This is a genomic window from Roseobacter cerasinus (genome assembly GCF_009811755.1).
Lineage (GTDB): Bacteria > Pseudomonadota > Alphaproteobacteria > Rhodobacterales > Rhodobacteraceae > Roseobacter > Roseobacter cerasinus.
Map to the genome: position 1 here is coordinate 1 of NZ_BLIV01000008.1, position 19,666 is coordinate 19,666.

The 19,666-nt window shown below is 57.1% G+C and carries 19 protein-coding genes and 3 pseudogenes; 18 read left to right on the forward strand and 4 right to left on the reverse strand.

Annotation, left to right across the window (positions count from 1 at the left end; genetic code table 11):
- Positions 1 to 198: 198 nt before the first annotated feature.
- On the reverse strand, positions 199 to 1,407 hold the full coding sequence (gene uxuA / locus So717_RS18105) for a mannonate dehydratase (protein ID WP_159979975.1): 1,209 nt from the start codon (positions 1,405 to 1,407) through the stop codon (positions 199 to 201).
- A gap of 97 nt (positions 1,408 to 1,504) precedes the next feature.
- Here uxuA and So717_RS18110 point away from each other — a divergent pair, with 97 nt between their 5' ends.
- The 12 genes and pseudogenes from So717_RS18110 (at position 1,505) to So717_RS22685 (ending at position 9,830) form a co-directional block, all read left to right on the forward strand.
- Positions 1,505 to 2,251 (forward strand): GntR family transcriptional regulator, encoded by a 747-nt coding sequence (locus tag So717_RS18110; RefSeq protein WP_159979977.1) that lies wholly within the window; start codon positions 1,505 to 1,507, stop codon positions 2,249 to 2,251.
- A gap of 1 nt (position 2,252) precedes the next feature.
- Positions 2,253 to 3,224 carry a TRAP transporter substrate-binding protein gene (locus So717_RS18115; RefSeq protein WP_159979979.1) on the forward strand — a complete coding sequence of 324 codons (972 nt, stop codon included), beginning with the start codon at positions 2,253 to 2,255 and terminating at the stop codon, positions 3,222 to 3,224.
- Between the two features lie 63 nt (positions 3,225 to 3,287).
- Entirely contained in the window at positions 3,288 to 3,791 is a 504-nt protein-coding gene (locus So717_RS18120; protein ID WP_159979981.1) for a TRAP transporter small permease, read from the forward strand.
- 3 nt (positions 3,792 to 3,794) lie between these two features.
- Entirely contained in the window at positions 3,795 to 5,072 is a 1,278-nt protein-coding gene (locus So717_RS18125; RefSeq protein ID WP_159979983.1) for a TRAP transporter large permease, read from the forward strand.
- Between the two features lie 555 nt (positions 5,073 to 5,627).
- Complete coding sequence (locus tag So717_RS18130) at positions 5,628 to 5,999, forward strand: YciI family protein (protein ID WP_159979985.1); 372 nt, start codon at positions 5,628 to 5,630, stop codon at positions 5,997 to 5,999.
- A gap of 3 nt (positions 6,000 to 6,002) precedes the next feature.
- Positions 6,003 to 7,238, forward strand: coding sequence for an RNA polymerase sigma factor (locus So717_RS18135; RefSeq protein WP_159979987.1), 1,236 nt, complete (start codon positions 6,003 to 6,005; stop codon positions 7,236 to 7,238).
- Between the two features lie 68 nt (positions 7,239 to 7,306).
- A complete protein-coding gene (locus So717_RS18140) occupies positions 7,307 to 7,693 on the forward strand; it encodes a VOC family protein (RefSeq protein ID WP_159979989.1) in 387 nt (128 codons plus the stop codon).
- A 24-nt stretch (positions 7,694 to 7,717) separates the two neighbouring features.
- Entirely contained in the window at positions 7,718 to 8,116 is a 399-nt protein-coding gene (locus So717_RS18145) for an MAPEG family protein (RefSeq protein ID WP_159979991.1), read from the forward strand.
- Positions 8,116 to 8,460, forward strand: a complete 345-nt coding sequence (locus So717_RS18150) for a TfoX/Sxy family protein (protein ID WP_159979993.1) — start codon at positions 8,116 to 8,118, stop codon at positions 8,458 to 8,460. Before So717_RS18145 ends, So717_RS18150 begins: the two co-directional genes overlap by 1 nt.
- Before the next feature lie 12 nt (positions 8,461 to 8,472).
- Positions 8,473 to 9,123, forward strand: a complete 651-nt coding sequence (locus tag So717_RS18155) for a DUF2461 domain-containing protein (RefSeq protein WP_159979995.1) — start codon at positions 8,473 to 8,475, stop codon at positions 9,121 to 9,123.
- A gap of 90 nt (positions 9,124 to 9,213) precedes the next feature.
- Positions 9,214 to 9,417: pseudogene (locus So717_RS22680) on the forward strand (thioredoxin domain-containing protein); the annotation flags it as partial.
- Between the two features lie 128 nt (positions 9,418 to 9,545).
- Positions 9,546 to 9,830: a glutathione S-transferase C-terminal domain-containing protein gene (locus So717_RS22685; RefSeq protein ID WP_368854961.1), complete on the forward strand. Its 285-nt coding sequence runs from the start codon at positions 9,546 to 9,548 to the stop codon at positions 9,828 to 9,830.
- 52 nt (positions 9,831 to 9,882) lie between these two features.
- Here So717_RS22685 and So717_RS18165 read toward each other — a convergent pair.
- Positions 9,883 to 10,266, reverse strand: a pseudogene (locus So717_RS18165) (IS3 family transposase); the annotation flags it as partial.
- A 301-nt stretch (positions 10,267 to 10,567) separates the two neighbouring features.
- Here So717_RS18165 and So717_RS18170 point away from each other — a divergent pair.
- The 4 genes from So717_RS18170 to So717_RS18185 all read left to right on the forward strand — a co-directional run bounded on the left by So717_RS18170 (position 10,568) and on the right by So717_RS18185 (position 16,197).
- On the forward strand, positions 10,568 to 11,083 hold the full coding sequence (locus So717_RS18170) for a flavodoxin family protein (RefSeq protein WP_159979999.1): 516 nt from the start codon (positions 10,568 to 10,570) through the stop codon (positions 11,081 to 11,083).
- A 133-nt stretch (positions 11,084 to 11,216) separates the two neighbouring features.
- A complete protein-coding gene (locus tag So717_RS18175; protein ID WP_275113683.1) occupies positions 11,217 to 12,179 on the forward strand; it encodes a PHA/PHB synthase family protein in 963 nt (320 codons plus the stop codon).
- Between the two features lie 495 nt (positions 12,180 to 12,674).
- Entirely contained in the window at positions 12,675 to 13,733 is a 1,059-nt protein-coding gene (gene torT, locus So717_RS18180; RefSeq protein WP_159980001.1) for a TMAO reductase system periplasmic protein TorT, read from the forward strand.
- Between the two features lie 64 nt (positions 13,734 to 13,797).
- On the forward strand, positions 13,798 to 16,197 hold the full coding sequence (locus So717_RS18185) for a methyl-accepting chemotaxis protein (RefSeq protein ID WP_159980003.1): 2,400 nt from the start codon (positions 13,798 to 13,800) through the stop codon (positions 16,195 to 16,197).
- Between the two features lie 201 nt (positions 16,198 to 16,398).
- Here the strand turns inward: So717_RS18185 and So717_RS18190 are convergent.
- Both So717_RS18190 and So717_RS18195 read right to left on the reverse strand, forming a co-directional pair.
- Positions 16,399 to 16,764, reverse strand: a pseudogene (locus So717_RS18190) (IS3 family transposase); the annotation flags it as partial.
- A 542-nt stretch (positions 16,765 to 17,306) separates the two neighbouring features.
- Positions 17,307 to 17,768, reverse strand: a complete 462-nt coding sequence (locus So717_RS18195; protein WP_159980005.1) for an Lrp/AsnC family transcriptional regulator — start codon at positions 17,766 to 17,768, stop codon at positions 17,307 to 17,309.
- A gap of 196 nt (positions 17,769 to 17,964) precedes the next feature.
- Between So717_RS18195 and So717_RS18200 the strand changes: the two genes are divergently transcribed.
- Both So717_RS18200 and So717_RS18205 read left to right on the forward strand, forming a co-directional pair.
- A complete protein-coding gene (locus So717_RS18200; protein WP_159980007.1) occupies positions 17,965 to 18,702 on the forward strand; it encodes a 2OG-Fe dioxygenase family protein in 738 nt (245 codons plus the stop codon).
- 67 nt (positions 18,703 to 18,769) lie between these two features.
- A complete protein-coding gene (locus So717_RS18205; protein ID WP_159980009.1) occupies positions 18,770 to 19,606 on the forward strand; it encodes an EamA family transporter in 837 nt (278 codons plus the stop codon).
- Positions 19,607 to 19,666 lie beyond the last annotated feature (60 nt).

Here is a 19,666-nt window from a genome sequence, read left to right on the forward strand (position 1 = left end):
GATCACGGCGCGTGCGTAACCCCAACAAGGCCACGGCCCGCGTGCCGATCAACAGGCCGGATACATATGAGCGACTTCCGAGAACATGCGAAGAAATCAATTGCGAACAGTAGCCGGTACATACATTGGGCCGCGTGCTCCTGCCTGTAGACGGGGAGTTGCACCGTGTCGGGGGCGCGTCGAGTGACGTTAGACGGCTCATTGAACCATGCCGTGTTGCAGGCCGGCAATGACGCCGCGGAGCTCGGCCAGCCCCTTGAGCCGCCCAATCGACGGATAGCCCGGCTGCGCCTTGCGCCCCAGATCATCCAGAATGTCTTGCCCGTGATCAGGGCGGAAGGGAATCGACCAGTCTGCACGGCCCTCTGCCTTGCGGCGGTTCTGTTCCCGCAGGGCAGCGGCGATGAGGGCGACCATGTCGGTGTCGCCGGCCAGGTGCTCGTCCTCGAAGAACGATCCACGAATATTGGCGGTTTCGCGTTTCACGTTCCGCAAGTGCAGGAAATGCACGCGCGACCCCCAACGCTCCATCATGCCTGGCAGGTCATTATCGGGCCGTGCGCCGAGCGAGCCAGAGCACAGGGTAATCCCGTTGGCGGACAGGTCGACGGTATTCAATACGGCGGCATATTGCGCCTCAGTGGACATGATGCGCGGCAGGCCCAGAAGTGGCACAGGCGGATCGTCGGGGTGACAGCACAGACGCAGACCCAAGTCCTCAGCCAGAGGAGTCACTTCGGACAGGAAGTCGATAAGGTGCGCGCGCAGCCGATCTTCGCTGATGCTGTTATATTCTGCGACATGCTGGCGCACCTCATTGAGGCTGAAGTTTTCAGCGGCACCGGGCAGACCGAAGACAACGGTCTTGGCCAGTTCAGTACGGCGGCCCTCGGCCATCTTGGCGAACCGCTCCTGTGCCGCTTCGCGCAGGGCGTCATCAAAGTCGTTTTCGGCCCCAGGACGGTGCAGGATGTGCAGATCGAAGGCAGCGAAATCGGTCAGGTCGAAACGCATGCAGGTCGCGCCATTGGGTCTCCGCCACGCCAGATCGGTGCGCGTCCAATCGAGCACCGGCATGAAGTTGTAGCAGATCACCTCGATCCCGGCCTCGGCCAGATGGCGCAGGCTGATCTTGTAATTCTCGATATGCGTGCGCCAGTCACCCTGCTGCTTCTTGATATCTTCGGACACGGGCAGGCTTTCGACCACGTCCCAAGCGATGCCGGAGGGCGTGCCGTCCGTCATCGTGGCAATTTCACGCTGGCGTTGCGCGATCTCTTCGCGCGTCCAGACGGCGCCGGTCGGCACGTGATGCAGGGCGGAAACGATGCCTTCAACCCCGGCTTGCAAGGTATCATCAATGGACACGAGGTCCATGGGACCGAACCAACGCCATGTCTGTTTCATGCTATTCCTCCCAGGTCGTCGGGGTCTTTCTATCACCTGACATCATTGCCGACTAGTATGGAAGTATGGCATCCTGCATCGGGGAGGACAGCGAATCATGACGGCCTATGGGATCATTTCCAGCGATCTGGATCCGGCGACCGCCATTGCGCCGCAGCTTTACGCGCGTCTGCGTGATGCCATCATCCGCAACCGATTTGCCCCCGGCGACCGCATTTCCGAAAGCGAAATCGCCCGCTCCTGCGACGTCAGCCGTCAACCCGTGCGCGAGGCTTTCATCAAGCTGGCCGGCGAAGGCTTGCTTGCCATTCTACCGCAGCGGGGTACGATCATCACCAAGATCAGCTACACCGCCGTGCTGGACGCGCGGTTTCTGCGCGAAGCGATCGAAGCCGATATCGTCGCGATTCTCGCCGCGACCCCGAACATACCCTTGATCGCGGAACTGCGCCGCCAATTGCAAGTGCAGGCCAACGTGGCGGACAGCCAGAGTTTCATCGAGCTCGACGAACGGTTTCACCGGACGCTGGCGGATGCGGCTGGCAAGCGCGGAACTTGGAGGCAGATCGAGGGGCTGAAATCCCAGATGGACCGCGTGCGGTTCCTGTCTCTGGGCCACTTCCCCGTGGCCAAGCTGATCGCTCAGCACACGGCCATCGTCGACCGGATCGAAGCCGGCGATACGAGCGGGGCCAATGCCGCCATTCGCGGACATCTGCGTGAAGTTCTATCGGATCTGCCGCAGATCCGCGCCGCCAACCCTGACTTTTTTGATCTACCGGACGGGGACATTCCTGAACCGGTCAACGCCCCAATCCAAGCATCCATCAAGGAGGAGAACTGAGATGTCGTTCAAATGGAAAGTTGCAGCCGCTGCGGTCACCGCCGTTTCGCTGCTGGCCGGATCGGCCTTCGCACAAGACATGACCCTGAAATTGGGCCACCTCGCCAACGAAGAAAACCCGTGGCACCTGGCATCGGTGAAGTTCGGCGAGGAACTGTCGGCGCTGACCGATGGCCGCATCGCCGTCGAAGTCTTCCCGAACGAAAGCCTCGGCAAGGAAATCGACCTGATCAACGGCATGCAGCTTGGGACGGTCGACATGACCATCACCGGTGAATCTCTGCAGAACTGGGCGCCCAAGGCCGCGCTGCTGGCTGTGCCTTACGCGTTCAAGACGATCGAGGACATGGACGCCTTTGCCTCCGGCCCGGTCGGTGACGAGATCAAGAGCCAGGTCATCGAAAAGGTTCAGATCCGCCCGATCGCCTACTTCGCGCGTGGCGCGCGCAACCTGACCTCGAACCGCCCGATCACATCGCCCGCCGATCTGAACGGCCTCAAGATGCGCGTTCCGAACGTGCCGCTGTTCGTGGACGTGTGGAAATCGCTTGGTGCGAACCCGGGCCCAATGGCGTTCTCCGAGGTCTTCACCTCACTTCAGAACGGTACGATCGAGGCGCAGGAAAACCCGCTGGCGCTGATCAAGTCCGCCTCATTCAACGAGGTCCAGAGCCACGTCAACCTGACCAGCCATGTGCGGTCGTGGATCTATCTGACGATTGCGGAATCCACCTGGAACAAGCTGTCCGAGGACGATCAGGCCGCCGTCACGGAAGCTGCCGCCCGCGCGCAGGCCTATGAGCGTGAACTGTTCGAGGCGTCGCTGGCCGCTGATCGCGCCGATCTCGAAGGCAAAGGCATGACCTTCGTCGACGTGGACTCCGCTGCCTTCCAGGCGGCTGCAAAGGACGCCGTTCTGGCCAACGTCAACGACGAGATAAAGCCGATCGTCGAAGATCTGTTCTCGAACTGATCTTTCTGCTCTCCGGCACCATCTATCCCCGGTGCCGGAGGTTTTCCATCCAAGGATCCGAGAATGCGTCTCGCCGAAACGATCATGCAGGTTCTGACCCGAACCGCCCAATGGGGCACCGGTCTGTCTTTCGCCGTGTTGATCGCGTCGGTTCTCATTCAGGTGACGGGGCGAACCACCGGTTTTGCCCCAGTCTGGACAGAGGAACTGACCCGCTATGCTTTGCTATTCAGCGTCGCGTTTGGCGCAGGGCTGGCGTTTCGGTCCGGTGATCTGGTGAACGTCGATGTCGTTTGTGAATCTCTTCCGGGCCGGTTGCCCTGGGTCCTGAGGTTGGTTTCGGCCATCGCGACCTGCGGTCTGGCGGTGTATCTGCTGCCGCACGCGTGGCGCTATGTGTCGATTGGCAAGATGCAGACTTCGCCCGCACTTGGCGTGCGGATGGATGTCATCCACCTGACCGTCTGGCTGCTGTTGCTGTTGCTCGCGGTTTTCGCGGGCCTACGCGTGCTGGGCATGCTGAGCGGTGCCGAAGATGGCAAACCGGTCAAGCCCGAGGAGGACTGACCCGTGGAAGTCGCTGTTCTGTTTTCCGTCTTTGTCGGCGGGCTGATCGTTGGCGTGCCGGTGGCCGTGACCTTGGGGCTGGCGTCGCTGGCCTATTTGCTCCTGGCAGGCATTCCGCCTGTCGTCATGCCGCAAAAGATGTATGCGGGCATGGACGTCTTTGTGTTGCTGTCGATCCCTGGATTCATTTTGGCTGGGAACCTGATGAACCAAGGGGGAATAACAGGCCGCATCATCCGCTTTGCCAACGCGCTGGTCGGGTGGATCAAGGGAGGGCTGGGCCTGACCAACATCGCCGCCTCCATGCTGTTCGGGGGCATCACTGGCACCGCGGTGGCCGATGCGGCCAGCATCGGCGGCGTGATGATCCCCGGCATGAAGAAGGCGGGCTATCCGGCGGATTTCAGCGCCGCCGTGACAGCGGCGAGTTCGACCGTCGGGCCGATCATCCCGCCTTCGGTGCCGATGATCATCGTCGGCGCGCTGTCAGGCATCTCCGTTGGGCAGATGTTTCTTGCTGGTGCCATTCCCGGCATCCTGATGGGCGTCGCGATGATGGTCACCGCCTACGTGATTTCAGCCCGCCGCAATTTTCCACGTCAGGAATGGCAGGGTTCGGGAGAGGTCGCGCGCAGCTTCTTGGGCGCGTTCTGGGCTTTGGCTATGACGTTTCTGATCATTTACGGGCTGCTGTCCGGCCTCGCCACCCCGACCGAGACTGCCGTAGTTGCCAGCGTTTACGCGTTCGTCGTCGGTGCCTTCATCTATCGCGAGCTGCCGATCCGCAAACTGCCGGCCATTGTGGTCCAGAGCGCGACTTCGGCGGCAGGTATCCTCGCGCTGGTGGGCTTGGCAAATGTGTTCGGCTGGATCTTGGTGTCCGAGCGCATCCCGCAGGCCATCGCGGATGGGGTGCTTCAGATCACCCACAACAAGTTCGTCGTGATCCTGCTGATCAATCTGCTGCTGCTCGTCGTTGGCATGTTTATGGAAACCATCGCCGCGCTGATCATTCTGTTCGTGCCCTTGTTGTCTCTGGCGCAAGCCGTGGGGATCGAGCCATTGCACTTCGCCACCTTTGCCGTGCTGAACCTGATGATCGGCCTAACCACACCGCCCGTCGGCGTTTGTCTGTTCGTCTGTGCGGGCATAGCGCGGTTGCCGCTGACACCCGTCGTTGTCGCGATCCTGCCGTTCCTGCTGACCAATATCGCCGTTTTGCTGGCCGTGTGCTACATTCCGGCGCTGGCCACGTGGCTACCTTCCCTCCTGATGAAGTGAGGTCCCTTACGTGAACGCGTGTCTGAAGCCTGCATGGTCAGAATGACCTGCGCCGTGCTGCGAGATGCGTTTCAAAGCATTGGTTGAACCTCGGAAACATGACCGTCGAGAAACGAGCAGAACGAAGGTTGAGAGCTGGAAATTTATTGACAGAAAATCCGCTGAACGTGAGTTCTTCAGTACCCCGATTTCGCGCTCGCAGTGAACGGCCGGTTTTACGGGCTGCAGGGCAGAGACGGACGAGCACGATGAATGTCTCTTATGGGCCTATTGTTTTGAAAAACTCGAAAATTCAGCCCCCTGACTTTTTCGCCAAATGCCGATGTATCAGAGAAGTGGGCCCTGTTTCTGCAGAGAAGGTCACTAACCCTCTTCACATCGCCAAAGTAGTGTTTTGGCCGACCCCTTGGCCAAATTTTCCGACAGGCTCTCTATGGGCAGCTTTTTCTCCCATTTTAGGCAAAATCAGAGTTTTTCAACACAATCGGCCGTTTGTAGGATTTGCATGTCTTCGCGCGTCCTTGCAGCATGTGAACATACTGCGGAGGTGATCAAATGATCTATGCAATCACGATCTATGGGGAGCCAGGTGTCTTTGAAGCGTTGCCGAAGGAGCGCCAGGACGAAGTGATGACGGGCCATGGCGCTCTACAAGAGGCCCTTAAGGCCAGGGGGGAGTTTGTGTCGATGAAACTGATGCCGCCGACGTCTGCCGTGATGGTTGAACCGGCCAAGATCGAAGGCGCCGCGCCGTTAATCACCGACGGCCCTTTCGCTGACACCAAAGAGAACTTTCTGGGCTTTTACGCCGCCGACTTCAAAAATCTTGATGAGGCACTGAAATATGCCAAGATGATCTCCTCCCCAATTGCACGGCTTGAGGTGCGGCCTGTTGCCTGGGCCGGGGGGGCTATTTCGTCGGAATAAGACATGTCGGACTGGCTAGAAGCGACATTCGCCCAACAACGCCCGCGCGCTATCGCTGCGCTCACGCGGGTGTTTCGCGACATCGACACCGCGGAGGAGGCATTTGCCGATGCTTGCCTGAAGGCGCTGACGGTCTGGTCGCAAGACGGGGCCCCGCGCGATCCTTTGGCGTGGCTGCTGACCACCGCACGAAACGCGGGTCTTGACCAGTTGCGCAAATCGCAACGCCGCGCGGCAATTCTGTCGCGCCATACCGAGGCGTTTCAGCCGATGCCTGCCGAAACGCCTGACCCGGACGAGATGCGTGACGATGTTCTGCGGCTTCTGTTCATTTGCTGCCATCCGGAACTTGATCGCCGCGATCAAATCGCCATTGCCCTACGTATAGTGGTGGGATTGAGCGTCGAGGAGATTGCCAGCGGCTTTCTTGTGAAGCCCAAGACAATGGAACAACGCATCACCCGTGCCAAGAAAAAGATCACAAGCAATCCAGTTGCCTTTGAAACGCCCAACCCTGCAGAGCGGGGTGCGCGTTTGGGCGAAGTGTCCTTGATGATCTACCTGATGTTCAACGAAGGTTGGTCGACCTCCGCCGGGCCCGCGCAGATGAGACTGACGTTGTGTGAAGAGGCGATCCGCCTGTCCCGCCTTCTTGTGGTCCTCTTCCCCGCGATGGGAGAACAGGCAGCCTTGCTTGCGTTTTTATTGCTTCAGCACGCGAGACGGCGTGCGCGGATGGATGCGGATGGCAAGCTCGTTGCGCTCGATGATCAGGACCGAAGTCTGTGGGATCGCGCCAACACTTCGGAAGCGACAGTTCTTCTGCAAAAGGCAGAGCGGATCGGGCATCGCGGTCCCTATGTTATCCAAGCGGCGATTGCAGCGGCCCATGCACGTGCGGGCTCTCCCACCGAAACCGATTGGGCATTTATTGAAAGCCACTACGCGGCGCTTTACGCGTTACAGCCGACCGCAGTCGTGCGGCTCAACCAGATTGCAGCGCAAGCGAAACTATACGGGCCGCACCATGCTCTGAAGGCGATGGAGGGCCTTGCGGACGATCTGGCGACCTATCGCTGGTATCACGCGATGCGGGCTGGGCTTTTGCAAGACATAGGCGATCACAAGGCGGCCATAGCGGCATTTGAAACTGTATTGAGCCTGTCCCCAACAACACCTGAACGGGCGGCAGTCGCCGAGAAAATCGACCTGAGTAAAAAAGAATTGGGCGACATGTAGGGATACCTGCATCTCATGCGTCCTTGGATCAGACCCGCACGGGGCGGGCGCAACCAAGGGAGAGACCCATGAGTATTCTTGAAATGACCACTGTCGGCAATTCCGGTTGGATCGGACATTCCGGCCCGGATCAAGTCAAAGCCAAAGCCTTTTATCAGGATGTGCTGGGCTGGACGATCAATGACATGCCGATGCAGGACGGATCCAGTTATTCAGCGGCCGTGATCGGCGAAACTGCGATTGGTGGCTTTTCCCCGATGCCCGAAGACACTGGCAGTTGGACGGTCTATTTCACCGTGGCTGATGTAGATGCAAGTGTGGCAACTGCGACAGCGAAAGGAGCCAGCGTGATCCAGCCGGCGATGGACATTCCGGGGGTTGGACGTATGGCCACGCTGACGGACCCACAAGGCGCGCGGTTTGCTCTGATCACGTATGAAAGCATGGCGTCCTAGGCGCCGCGCGAAGGGAGGGATCAGATGGAACAGCTTCCCCAAATCACGCTGGCTGTGATGGCAGTGCTTGTTCTGATGAGCATTCCAATGGCTATTTCCGTTGGTGTGCGTCGGGCCAAAACAGGGATCTTACTGCTGCATGGCGAGGATGAAGACCTGCTGCGCTTGATGCGGGCGCATGGGAACTTCATCGAATATGTCCCGCTTGCCATTCTGGCCCTCGCCGGGGCCGAGATTGGCGGGGCGCCCACATGGCTCGTAGCGGTTTGCGGCGGTGTATTGCTTCTTGCCCGCGTTATTCACTTTTTCGGATTGCGCGCGGCTGCTGACAGCAAAGGCCGACCAATCGGCGCAGGGCTGACAAACGCGACGATGCTGGTCCTTGCGCTTGCGATCCTCTGGCAATTGGGAACCGTCGTCTGATGCCTGTGGACGAGGTCCTTGCGGCCCGCATGCGCGACGCTTTGGCCGCGCATGCGGGTATATCTGAAAAACGGATGATGGGCGGGACGTGCTTCTTTTTGAGTGGCAACATGCTGAGTGGCGCGCGGCGTCACAAAGACGGGGTCGGGCGGTTCATGTTCCGGGTTGGCAAAGCGCAAGAAACCGCGGCGCTCCTCGATCCGACCGCCGAGGCAGTGATCCATGGTACGCGCAAACTGGGTGGGTTTGTCCGCGTGGATGAGGACGCGTGCGACGATGGTGCCTTGCAGCGATGGTTGCAGCTTTGCCTTGCACACGCTGCGGCTTTGCCTGCCAAGGATTGAAGGGAGGATAAGATGGCATCATTTGACAGCTTCCCACCGGAAGCCTTGAGCTTTCTGAGCGATCTGAAGGCCAACAACACGAAGAACTGGTTTGCGGCAAACAAGGCAACCTACGAAGATCACGTGAAAGAGCCAGGCAAGCAATTCGCTGATGCCATGGCGTTGGCTTTAGGTGAACTCACCGGCTGTGACCATAGCAGCAAGATATTTCGGATTCACCGCGACGTGCGTTTCTCAAAAGACAAAACGCCTTACAACGCACACTTGCATATAGCGTTTACGCCGCAGGGACAGCTGGGCCAACCCCCGATGTGGTTCTTTGGTCTGTCTCCCGATAAGCTATCCCTTGGTTGCGGCGTGTTTCAATATGACAAGGACGCACTGGTCGAATTCCGGTCTGCGATGGCTGGGCCGAAAGGGGCAGAATTAATCCAACTCACAACCGAACTGCGCGCGGCTGGCATTCGAATTGGAGGGCCAGACCTAAAACGCGTGCCGACCGGTTATGACAAAGACCATCCACATGCGGCAGCGCTGCGCCGAAAAGGCTTTGCCGCCTGGATTGATATGCCGGACCCTTCCTTTGCAATCGAACGAGACCTGGTGAAGCGAACCACCAAACTGCTCGAACAACTCATGCCGGTGTTTCGATTGCTATCTTAGGTTGCCTCGCGTCTATTTTCAGGCGCCGCGAAAGTCCGCCATGCTGGACAAGTATGTTTGATGTTTGATCGAAACCAGAAGGCGATCCAAATGGTCGAGATTGTTCTTTATGCATCAAGGGCATCACGCTCGCTGGCTGGGTACTGGATGCTGGAAGAGCTGTGCACTCCCTACACGGTCGTCGATGTCGATCTCCGACAACGCAAGCAATTGGAACCAGGGTTCCTCAAGATCAATCTTTCAGGCCGGGTGCCTGTGGTCTCCGTTGATGGTATGATCGTAAGCGAACGCCCGGCGATTTGTGCCTTGATTGTAGATCGATTTGGCTATGGCTCCCTAGCGCCCGCAATCGATCCAAGGATCGTGGCCCGTATCTCAAATGGCTGGTCTATGCGACGGCCGTCATTGATCCAGCAATCGCGTTGTGGGCGTCGAACCTTGATGCGACCCTTAAGCATACAACCTGGGATACTGCGCAACAGGCAGTCGACATACTTGGCAAAGCTCTGGAGGGGCAAACGTGGTTGCTGGGAGACCAGTTCACAGCGGCGCATGTCGCCATTGGGTCGGTCATTGTAATGGCTCGATTCAATGATTTTCTCCCGAAAAGCCAAATCGTGGACGACTACGTTGAAAGATTGAGGGAGCGCCCGGCTTTTCAGCAGGCTGAGAAACTTACCTGGCCACCAGAGCTTTTCCCGAACTGAGCGATCTGGCCTGCTGCCGGTTTGGCGTGCTGCCGGTTGCGTGGACGGCAACTTAAGCTTTCATAGCTCGCTCCTCGAATGTGATAGGGCTTAGATATCCGATGGTCGAGTGGCGACGCTTCGGGTTGTAGAAGCGTTCGATGTAGTCGAAGACATCTGCACGCGCCTGCTTTGTGGTTCTGTAGGTTTTGCGTTTGATCCGTTCTGTCTTCAGCGAAGAGAAGAAGCTTTCCATCGCTGCCTTGTCCCAGACATTTCCGGACCGGCTCATCGAACAGGTTATGCCATGATCTGCCATCAATCGCTGGAAAGGTTCGCTGGTGTATTGGCTACCCTGGTCGGAGTGATGCAGTAACTCTTTCGGTCGGCCCCTGCGCCAGATCGCCATGATCAAGGTATCCGTGACCATCTGGGAGGTCATCTGATCGCTCATGGATCAACCGACTACACGGCCCAAAACCTCCGCAAATTAGCCAGGATCTTTCCTGCACCGCAGCAAATGCGCAAAGCCTGATAAGAAAGGCGCTTTCGCGCCGATTTGGGCTCCACTTTCTGCGCCCGCAACACGTTGTTTTTCAAAAGAATCGGCGATAAAGCGGAAGTTCGCCGCAGATGCGAACCGCCATTAACGAAGATGAGAAGCCGAGGTTCAAAGGAAGAACCGCATTTTGATATTTGTCAATGGTCCGACAGCAACTTGCCACAAACAGGTTTCGGTAAATGCTGGGAGCTGGATCATGGGTCAAGCAAGCAAAATAGCTGTCGTCTATTTCTCAATGTCTGGACACTCGGAAAAGGCGGCTAAGGATTTGGCCAAAAATCTTGCCGCGGAACTCATAGCGATACATGCGCCGAAGTACAGACCCGGATTAACTGGCTACATTCGGGCAGGCCTCGATAGCCTGCGGCAGAAATGCGACCTGGCCCCTCAGACATTCACGACTTTAGCAGGCTATCGCTGCCTCGTCCTCTGCGGACCGGTCTGGACATCCTACCCCGCTACTCCCCTGCGCGCCTTATTGCGTTCAAAGATTGCTCTGCCCCAGTCGGTCAGTCTCTTTCTGACGTCGGGAGGGCATTCCCCCGCACAAAAGGCCTTTGACACCGCAGAAGCGGATTTGGGTCGCCCCCTGACAGCCACTGCAGTGCTGGCAAATACCGATGAAGACACAGAACGCGGCAGCGACATAACAAGTCAGTTTGCAAGCCAACTCAAGTGCCGTCAGGTTGCCGAATTGGAACCTGCCCAGTGAGCGCATCCACAGGCCTGAGCGGGAAAGCGGAACCGGCCTTGGCGAAAATCAGATCAAAACGAAGCGCAACGAGACCGTTTCGTTTTGGCCCATGCCCGGTTTAGCTCCAGCGGACTGAAGCTATGCGAACCCTATGCAGGAGCGGGAGAGCATCGTCGTGCCAGAACCGTATAGCAAAGATCGACCACTTGACCCGACTTGGCATTCAATGATCGGAAAGCTGAGCGGCGGCCTGTCTCCGGCGGCGCTGGCCACCGCGTACCTTGATTGGTCCCTGCATCTGATCGCCTCCCCCGACAAGCAGACCGAACTCATATGGGCACTGCTTTCGGATCCTGCGGGCGAAGACGCGGCGCTGGACCCGCGCTTCAAAGATGCCACATGGCAGGCCCAGCCTTACGCTACATTTGCTCAGCAGTTTCTCGCAGCGCAGCAATGGTGGGATCAGGCCACGCGAGGTCTGCCGGGTGTAGATCCAAAACACGAACGCATGGTGAATTTCATGGCGCGCCAGTGGCTTGATATGATGTCCCCGGCCAATTTCGCCGCGACCAACCCGCTGGTCGTCGCGCGATCAATCGCTGAGGGTGGAGAGAACCTGAGACGCGGCCTGCGCTACTGGCTCGAAGACTTCCACCGGTTGATATCGGGTCGCCCGCGCCGCGCCAGCACATTCGCCGTTGGTACAGATCTGGCGACGACGCCCGGGGATGTGGTCTTAAAAAATGACCTGATTGAGCTCATCCGCTATCACCCGACAACGGACAAACTGCACCCGGAACCCATCCTGATCGTCCCGGCTTGGATCATGAAGTACTATATTCTTGACCTGACGGCAGAGCGTTCCCTGGTGGCCTATCTCCGCGATCAGGGATTTGAAGTCTTCATAATATCTTGGAAAAACCCGGGTGCCTCCGATGCCCATCTGTCGATGCAGACCTATCTCGATCTTGGCCCCCGCGCGGCCCTGACGCATCTCAAACATGGCGGTGCGGAGCGTGTGCATGCGGTCGGCTACTGTCTTGGCGGCACGCTTTTGTCGATTGCGGCAGCGGCAGCGGCCCGGGATCAGGACAGCACCCTTCTCGACGGCTAGAAACCGCTGTGGCGCTGCCAAAGGCGGCATCAGCGGGCTGAGTTCATCTCTGGTGGGTTCAATGTCAACCTTCCAGAAGGTGCGGTTTGCATGCCAGAATGACCTGCGTATCCACCAAAAATCCGTTTTCGTGTCTGAGTTTATCTTGTGTGGCACTTCCAGCGAACTACCGCTTCCCGCCCGTGCCCGCCGAAGCTGCGCAATTCACTCGGCCCCTCAGTTCCCCCAAGACATTTGGCCTGAACTGAGCATGATGGTGACCCTTCTGCTTTGAGCACACCCCACTTGCTTTGAGCAGAGCCGGACGCGCTTCTCGCGGCCTCCCCATTGGTCGAGCGCAAAGACGATACGGACTGTCTCAAGTCAAACACGAAACGCGACAAGGGTGCACGGATGATCGCTGCTGCCAGAGCATCAGGCATGACCTCATGCATATTTTGTTAAGTTCCGTGCTCTATTCGTTGGCCGATTTAGCAACTGAACTGGGAAAGCTTCATGAAACACTCAACCAAATTCGTCGCTGCCGTGGCTATCGCCAGCTCTCAGGTGGCCTTTGCGGGCATGCCGAACTGGACAGTGACACAATGGGAACAGCCGTTCGATTTCGGCAGCGCGGCATCGCCAATGAACTATGAGGCGCTCGATCAAGCTTCAAAGAAGTGGAAGCTTTGCGTCGTTTTCCCCCACCTCAAGGATCCTTACTGGGTTGCGACAAACTATGGCGTCGTTAGCCACGCCGAGTCCATCGGCGTTTCGGTCGATCTGTTCGAAGCTGGTGGCTACGGTGAGTTGGAAGAACAGAAACGGTTGGTGAAAGACTGTGCGGCCAAGGGGTATGACGCCATTCTGCTGGGTACAGTGTCATATGACGCAATGACGTCCACCGTGGTTGAGGTGTCACAATCCGTTCCGGTGTTTGCGACCGTAAACGCCATCGAAGGCGATGGGATCAGCGGTATGGTGTCTGTCGACTGGACAGATATGGGGCGCGCAGCAGCAGATTACTTTGTGGAGAACTATCCCGCCGGTGGCGATGCACCAAGCGTTGCGTGGCTGCCCGGACCGGAAACCGCAGGGTGGGTTATCTTCACCGACAACGGGTTCCAGGAAGTCATGCAGAATTCTGCCGCCCAGATCGCCGACGTCTACTATGGCGACACAGGCGCGGATGTGCAGCGCGCCCTTGTGGAAGAGGCGCTCGACGCGAACCCCGACCTTGAATATATCGCGGGCAATGCTGTGGCGATTGAGGCCGCGATGGGCGTGCTGCGCCAGCGTGGTCTGACCGATCAGGTGAACCTGGTTGCCGATTACTTCACACCTGCCATGTATCGGGGCGTGCGCCGCGGCATCGTATCCAGCGCGCCCACAGACAGCGCAGCGCTACAGGGGGTCCTGTCCGTCGACCAGGCCGTGCGGCATCTGGAGGGGATGGAGTACCCGCGCCACTTTGGCCCGGTCATCTTCAGCGTGACAAAGCAAAACGCAGGCGACTTCCCGGTGAACGAATCGCTGGCACCCGCGGACTTCAGCCCAACGTTCAAGGTCGAATAGTCGATCGGTTCATTGGAACAGATCAGGCGCCGGCTCGCGGCGCCTGTTTAAAAAAGGTGAGAAAATGAAAAAGCTACGTTTGAGTATCCGAGCCGGTCTGCTTATCGCCTTTGCTGGTGTCACGGCCATGGTCGTTGTCTCCGCGGTGATGGGTTTCTTTGTGCTCAGGTCCATCATGGGGCATCAGTCCGTGATCAGTGAAGAGGCACTGCCAGCTTCGTTGACGGCCAATGCATTTTCGAACAGCGCCAGAGTTCTTGCGGAATTCGACGATCGGTTCGATAGGGCAAATACGCAAGCAGACATTTCAGCACTCACCGAAGAGTTCAGCGTGTCACAGGACGCCACACGCCAGCTTATCACCGAACTGAGGCTTTTTGTTCCCGATACGATGCTTGTGGATACCGCCGAAGCATTGGTCAACGAAATGGGCAGTGTGGTCACGTCGTTCATAGACGTGTCTTCCCAAAGGGTAGCGCTGACCGCCACTGTTCGTGAAACCGACGCGACGATCACTGAGAATGCGAACGAGCTGAACCGTCTGTCTGAGGCGCTGGTCTCCAATGCGCGGTCCACTGTGACGAACAGAATTTCGAGGCTCTATGACACGATTGAAGATCCTGATCTGATCGATGCAACCTACGACTCCATTGATCAGGTCCTGGATGTTGATCAGCCCTATGTTGCGCGGATGACCGATCTGCGCACATTCTCGCTCTTGCTGCGGCAGCATGCGCTGGGATTGATCAATGCGCCGGACCTGGCCGGTCTGGATGCCATTCAAACTATGGCAGAGGAAACCATCTCATCGGTCGAGCGCAGTATCGCAAATATTGACGATCCTGACCGCCGCTCGGCAGCAGAGACATATTTGTCAGCCATCATGCCACTCTTTGATAAAACTCAGGCGGAAAGCCTGCATGCAGCACGGGTGAGCCAGCTCGAACTGGCCTCCGGCCTCGCTGCGAAAAGAACGGAGCTTGCCGACGTTCAGGATCGCCTCGAGAAGACCGTGTCCGATATCGTGCAAGGCAGCAAGACCGAGATTACACAGGCGATTGCAACGGCGCGGCAAGGCGCTGTAACCGGCCGCCAAACGCTTGTTTCCATTGCGGTGGTCGCGGTCGTGCTTTCGTTGGGCATCGGCTATTTCTACATCAGTCAAAACATACTGCGCCGCCTGAACAGACTGCGCATGAGCACATCGGAGCTGGCGAATGGTGACTTGGATGTTGATATCCCGCCCGCCTCTCACGACGAGCTGGGCCAAATGGCGTCCGCTCTCAATGTGTTCCGTGACGGAATGAAGACGCAAAAACGTCTCGAACAGGAAGAGCGTCAGCGCCAGGAAGAGATGCGCAAACAGGAAGAAGAGGCGCGCCAACGGGAAGCTGCCGAACAGCAGCGCCGGCGGGATGAAGAAGAGCGCCAGCGTCAGCTTGAGGAAAAACAGCGGTTGGAGAAGGAGCAGCTGCAGGCCGAGCAGGAAGCGGAGCGCCAACGCTTCCAAGAACAGCAAAACATTGTGGTCAATGAATTGGCAACTGGCATGCAATGTCTGGCCGACGGCAATCTGACCTTCAGAATTGATCAGGAATTCCCGGAGTCATATGAGAAATTGCGCTTGGACTTTAACTCCGCAATGAGTTCGCTCGGAAGCCTTCTGCACGGCGTATCCGAAGTTGCCAGCGTTCTCGATGTGGGCGCGGACGAAATATCCAACGCTGCCCTGAACTTATCAAGCCGCACGGAACGTTCGGCAGCCAGCTTGGAAGAAACCGCAGCGGCGGTCTCGGAATTGAGCGCTTCCGTGCAGTCCGCCTCCGAAGGGGCAAATCAATGCTCTGAGTTTTCTTCAGGCGTCAAATCAAAGGCTGAAGAGAGCAGAAAGGTCGTTGAAGCAACGGTCTCCAATATGTCCGAGATCGAAAGGGCCGGACAGGAGATTGAGAATATCCTGAAGATGATCGACGATATCGCATTCCAAACAAATCTGCTTGCACTGAATGCGGGCGTTGAAGCGGCGCGCGCCGGAGATGCCGGTCGTGGGTTTTCCGTTGTAGCCTCGGAAGTCAGAGAGTTGGCTTTGCGCGCGGCAAATGCCGCTCAGGAGATCAACAGCATCATACAAGTCTCAAATTCAAAAATATCCGATGGGGTGGGGCTGGTGAATGCTGCGGGCGACGCTTTGCAGGAGATCATTGGCGACGTGGCAGAGATAACGACCAACATCCAAAGTATCGCGTCCTCGACCCAAGAGCAGGCCGCCGGTATCTTGGAGATAGATTCCGCCGTGTCGGATCAGGAAAACACTGTCCAGCAAAATGCGGCGATGACGGAAGAAACAACCGCCGCAAGCCGCAACATGGCCGACAAGGCAAAAGAGTTGCAGAGCTTGATCGCCCAGTTTGAGGTTCCGGAGCAAATCGTTGAAGAGACGGAGGCAACACGGGTTGCGTCTTGACGGAGACTGATGCCGGCGCGCGGCGTCAGATATCCGTACTTTCGGGACATCTAGGGTCGATTTTGCAAGGCAGATTTTCATCCCATCGTAACGACCATGGGGTGCAGATAAGACGGAACTGGAGAGAACAGGAAAGCCCGGTGGGGCTTTCTCCCCGAACAACGGGTGTCACCTGGCACATCAATGTAAAAATGCGGGGGGTTCGACGACTGTCAGGATGCGTATCTTGCGGCCCGTCGCCAGTTGGTCGTGCACGAAGTCCATCGCCCAAACATCATTTGGGTTCACGGCCTCTTTGCGGTCGTCGCGAAGCTTCGCCTTTACACGTCGTTTGGGTGTCTTGTTCCTGAGCTGCATACCCAACTCCTTGTAAACTCGGTAAGTCTTCTTGGCATTGATCTCCCAACCCTCCCGGCGCAGAAGCACATGGACGCGCCGATAACCAAACCGCACGCGCGGCTCACAAATCTCCTTGATCCGCTGCTCCAACGCGGCCTGGTCGCGCCGACGAAACTTGTACCGGTATGTCCGCGGATCGAACCGGATAAGCCCACAGGCCCTCCGGATAAACGAGGACGTTTTCAGGAGACACAGCACCTTTCGAAGGAGCAAACGAATGCGAAAGAGCCGTTTTGCCGAGGCACAGATGATCGGTATGATCAAAGAATAAGGTTCAAGCGTTTAGCGATTGAAATCGTAGCGCCAGACGACATCAGTCGAGCGTCCTCTAAGCTGGGCGTGTGGTCGCAGCCTTGCGCCTGAGGCGCGAAGTCGAGCGTGTTTGTCACATCTTTAGCCCTCATCGTCGTGCAGAACGTCCAGGCGATGAATCTGAGGTAGTAAAGTCGGATCTGCTACAGCTCGTTGGGGCACGCGGTTTTGTCTCTGAACTCATCGGCTGCCTACAGAACCACATTGGCCGGGCTGGTGATCGGCTCGCAGGACTTGAGGGTGCAGCAGGCCGAAGCCTCTGATACGAAATACTATTCAGTCTCAGGGCGCGGGCCGCTTGTCAGCCAAAGCTTTGGGGGCGGCCCCCTAAAGCCACGGGCGTCAGGGAGCGGCACACACAAATATCACCAACAGCGCTAAGTGCGTGTGACGTTTCATCAGGTGGCAATGTCGGGCACGTAGGTCCCACGATCCAGGAAAGATTTGAACACGATAACTGTCTCTGATGTGTCGATGCCGGGGATCTCATAGAGGCGCTCATATAGCTCTTCCATCTGGGCCGGTCCTTCTGTTCTGACCTTCAACAGAATGGAAAACTGGCCAGCGGTCGAATGGATTTCTTCGATCTCCGGCACTTTGACGAGCTGAGCAACCTGTTGCTGTTTCTGAGACCCATTGGTCTTCAACAGAACGAATGAAAGCAAGCTCCGACCGACTTTCTCAGGATCGATCATCAAACGATTCCCAAGAATGATCCCGGCGGCTTTTAACCTCTTAATTCGTTCGTGAACACCGGGCCCTGAGAGGCCAACCTGCTCCCCAAGTGCTGCGTTCGTTATATCCGCGTCTTTTTGTAAGATATTGATAATCTTACGATCTTTTTCGTCCATTGCCGACATGGCGAGAATCCCCGTAGCTGAGTTGACAATTTGTAAATCATTGCCATAATTTTATTACATTTAGTCAGCATAGTTTTGCTAGCACTTACAAAGTATCAGTGCAATGCTCGCATTGCTTACTTTTTACTTACGCCCCTCGTTTGGCTGTGCCGCGAAGTGATGCGTCATCGCTAAGAGACCACAAATGGAGGACACAATGAACGATCAAGTCGCCGGTGAGCTTGCAGCACAAGGCTATTCGTACATCGCTGCGCCAGATTTTGGTGTCCCGAATGCCACGGACAGCGACTTTGCAAGGCTGGCCGATGAGTGGAACAGGCTTGAGACAGACAACTACCTGCAGGAAAATGCGACGTTTCGGGAACGGCGATTTGGCAGGTTCGCTTATCAGCCCTCGACCCAGACCGTGGTGCAACTGAAGCATACGCCTTATTTTCAAGCAGCAGGGACCAACACCTATGCCGGGGGCATCCACAGAGTGGTTGCACCCCTGACGGAGCAGTTCGCCAAGGACCCCCTGCTGTCTGATTTGATCAAACAGGACTTCGACTGTTTTCCGACGCGATCCTTTGACAAGTCAGAGTGGTGGTATGTGGCCTGTCACCTGTTCCGCATCATTGGCCGCGATGGAGAAGAAGGTGAGCCCACACCTGAAGGCGTTCACCGAGACGACATCAACTATGGCGCCATGCACTTGATGGACCGGGTGAACGCGACCGGTGGTCTGTCACGTATCCACGCGGAAGATCATTCAATCGCTGCTGAGCTGTGCCTGAAAAACCGTCTCGATACGTTGTTTTGGGCGGATGAACAGGTCCTTCATTCCGTCACACCCATCAGACCAAGCGACACGCAACGATCTGCGGTCCGTGACATCCTGATCCTTGGCTACACGCATTCCCCCAACATCCTAGAAGAAGAAGGAACATCATAAAGTGTCCTCATCCGCTGAACCGACAGCCACATTCAAGAACTTCTCCGCGCTGGTCATAGCATGTCTCGTGATTGTCTATCTCGTCTGGGGATCGACATATCTGGCCATCGCACTTGTTCTGGAAACCATGCCCCCACTCCTGCAAACCAGTGCACGTTTTCTGGCAGCAGGGGTTGTCCTAATTGCGTTCCTCGCCATTCGGGGAACTCTTGTAATCCCGAGCTTGCGCCAATTGTTCAACTGCACTCTGGTTGGTGGCTCCATGCTGGGCCTGGGTGTCGGCGGAATTGCGATCGCAGAACAGACGATTTCCAGCGGCCTTGCATCTGTTGGGATCGCAACTGTTCCCATCTGGGCCGTTATCTTCTCGGGATTATTCGCGCGCCAATGGCCAAATAATTGGGAATGGCTTGGACTGTGCCTGGGTTTCGCAGGGGTCATCCTTCTGAACATGCAAAGTGGCTTCGGGGCGACGGGCTGGGGCGCGCTCATTATCGTAATGGCAGCCCTTTTCTGGTCCTTGGGTTCCGTCGCAAGCAAGTTGTTGTCATTGCCCGCAGGCCCATCCGCTTACGCCTTTGAAATGCTCATGGGAGGCCTTGCGATCGGTATCATTGGTTTAGCTGTCAACGAGAGCTTCACCGTCTTTCCGTCCATGCGGTCCCTTGGTGCCTGGCTCTTTCTGGTAGTAGGCGGGTCTCTGTTTGCATACTCCGCATACATGTACCTGCTGCAGACGGTCCGGACCTCGGTGGCGACAAGTTATGCGTTCATCACGCCTGTCGTGGCCATCCTGCTTGGCGTCTACTTCCTGGAAGAAACGCTGGACGCTTACTCCTTTGGAGCGATGGTCTGCGTCATCGCTGGCGTCTTGTGCATCTTCAGAGGCCGGGAAGAAGGCTGATCTGAGCACAAACAACAACAAAATATCTGGAATTGGGGACTTAACTCACACTAACGATCA

What these genes read in the sequence shown, in the direction of transcription:
- So717_RS18170 (WP_159979999.1), top strand. Translation starts at nt 10,568, where the DNA reads ATGGGTCAAGCAAGCAAAATAGCTGTCGTCTATTTCTCAATGTCTGGA.
- So717_RS18200 (WP_159980007.1), top strand. Translation starts at nt 17,965, where the DNA reads ATGAACGATCAAGTCGCCGGTGAGCTTGCAGCACAAGGCTATTCGTAC.
- So717_RS18175 (WP_275113683.1), top strand. Translation starts at nt 11,217, where the DNA reads ATGCAGGAGCGGGAGAGCATCGTCGTGCCAGAACCGTATAGCAAAGAT.
- So717_RS18145 (WP_159979991.1), top strand. Translation starts at nt 7,718, where the DNA reads ATGGAACAGCTTCCCCAAATCACGCTGGCTGTGATGGCAGTGCTTGTT.
- So717_RS18130 (WP_159979985.1), top strand. Translation starts at nt 5,628, where the DNA reads ATGATCTATGCAATCACGATCTATGGGGAGCCAGGTGTCTTTGAAGCG.
- uxuA (WP_159979975.1), bottom strand. Translation starts at nt 1,407, where the DNA reads ATGAAACAGACATGGCGTTGGTTCGGTCCCATGGACCTCGTGTCCATT.
- So717_RS18110 (WP_159979977.1), top strand. Translation starts at nt 1,505, where the DNA reads ATGACGGCCTATGGGATCATTTCCAGCGATCTGGATCCGGCGACCGCC.
- So717_RS18135 (WP_159979987.1), top strand. Translation starts at nt 6,003, where the DNA reads ATGTCGGACTGGCTAGAAGCGACATTCGCCCAACAACGCCCGCGCGCT.
- So717_RS18120 (WP_159979981.1), top strand. Translation starts at nt 3,288, where the DNA reads ATGCGTCTCGCCGAAACGATCATGCAGGTTCTGACCCGAACCGCCCAA.
- So717_RS18150 (WP_159979993.1), top strand. Translation starts at nt 8,116, where the DNA reads ATGCCTGTGGACGAGGTCCTTGCGGCCCGCATGCGCGACGCTTTGGCC.
- torT (WP_159980001.1), top strand. Translation starts at nt 12,675, where the DNA reads ATGAAACACTCAACCAAATTCGTCGCTGCCGTGGCTATCGCCAGCTCT.
- So717_RS18115 (WP_159979979.1), top strand. Translation starts at nt 2,253, where the DNA reads ATGTCGTTCAAATGGAAAGTTGCAGCCGCTGCGGTCACCGCCGTTTCG.
- So717_RS18185 (WP_159980003.1), top strand. Translation starts at nt 13,798, where the DNA reads ATGAAAAAGCTACGTTTGAGTATCCGAGCCGGTCTGCTTATCGCCTTT.
- So717_RS18195 (WP_159980005.1), bottom strand. Translation starts at nt 17,768, where the DNA reads ATGTCGGCAATGGACGAAAAAGATCGTAAGATTATCAATATCTTACAA.
- So717_RS18140 (WP_159979989.1), top strand. Translation starts at nt 7,307, where the DNA reads ATGAGTATTCTTGAAATGACCACTGTCGGCAATTCCGGTTGGATCGGA.
- So717_RS18155 (WP_159979995.1), top strand. Translation starts at nt 8,473, where the DNA reads ATGGCATCATTTGACAGCTTCCCACCGGAAGCCTTGAGCTTTCTGAGC.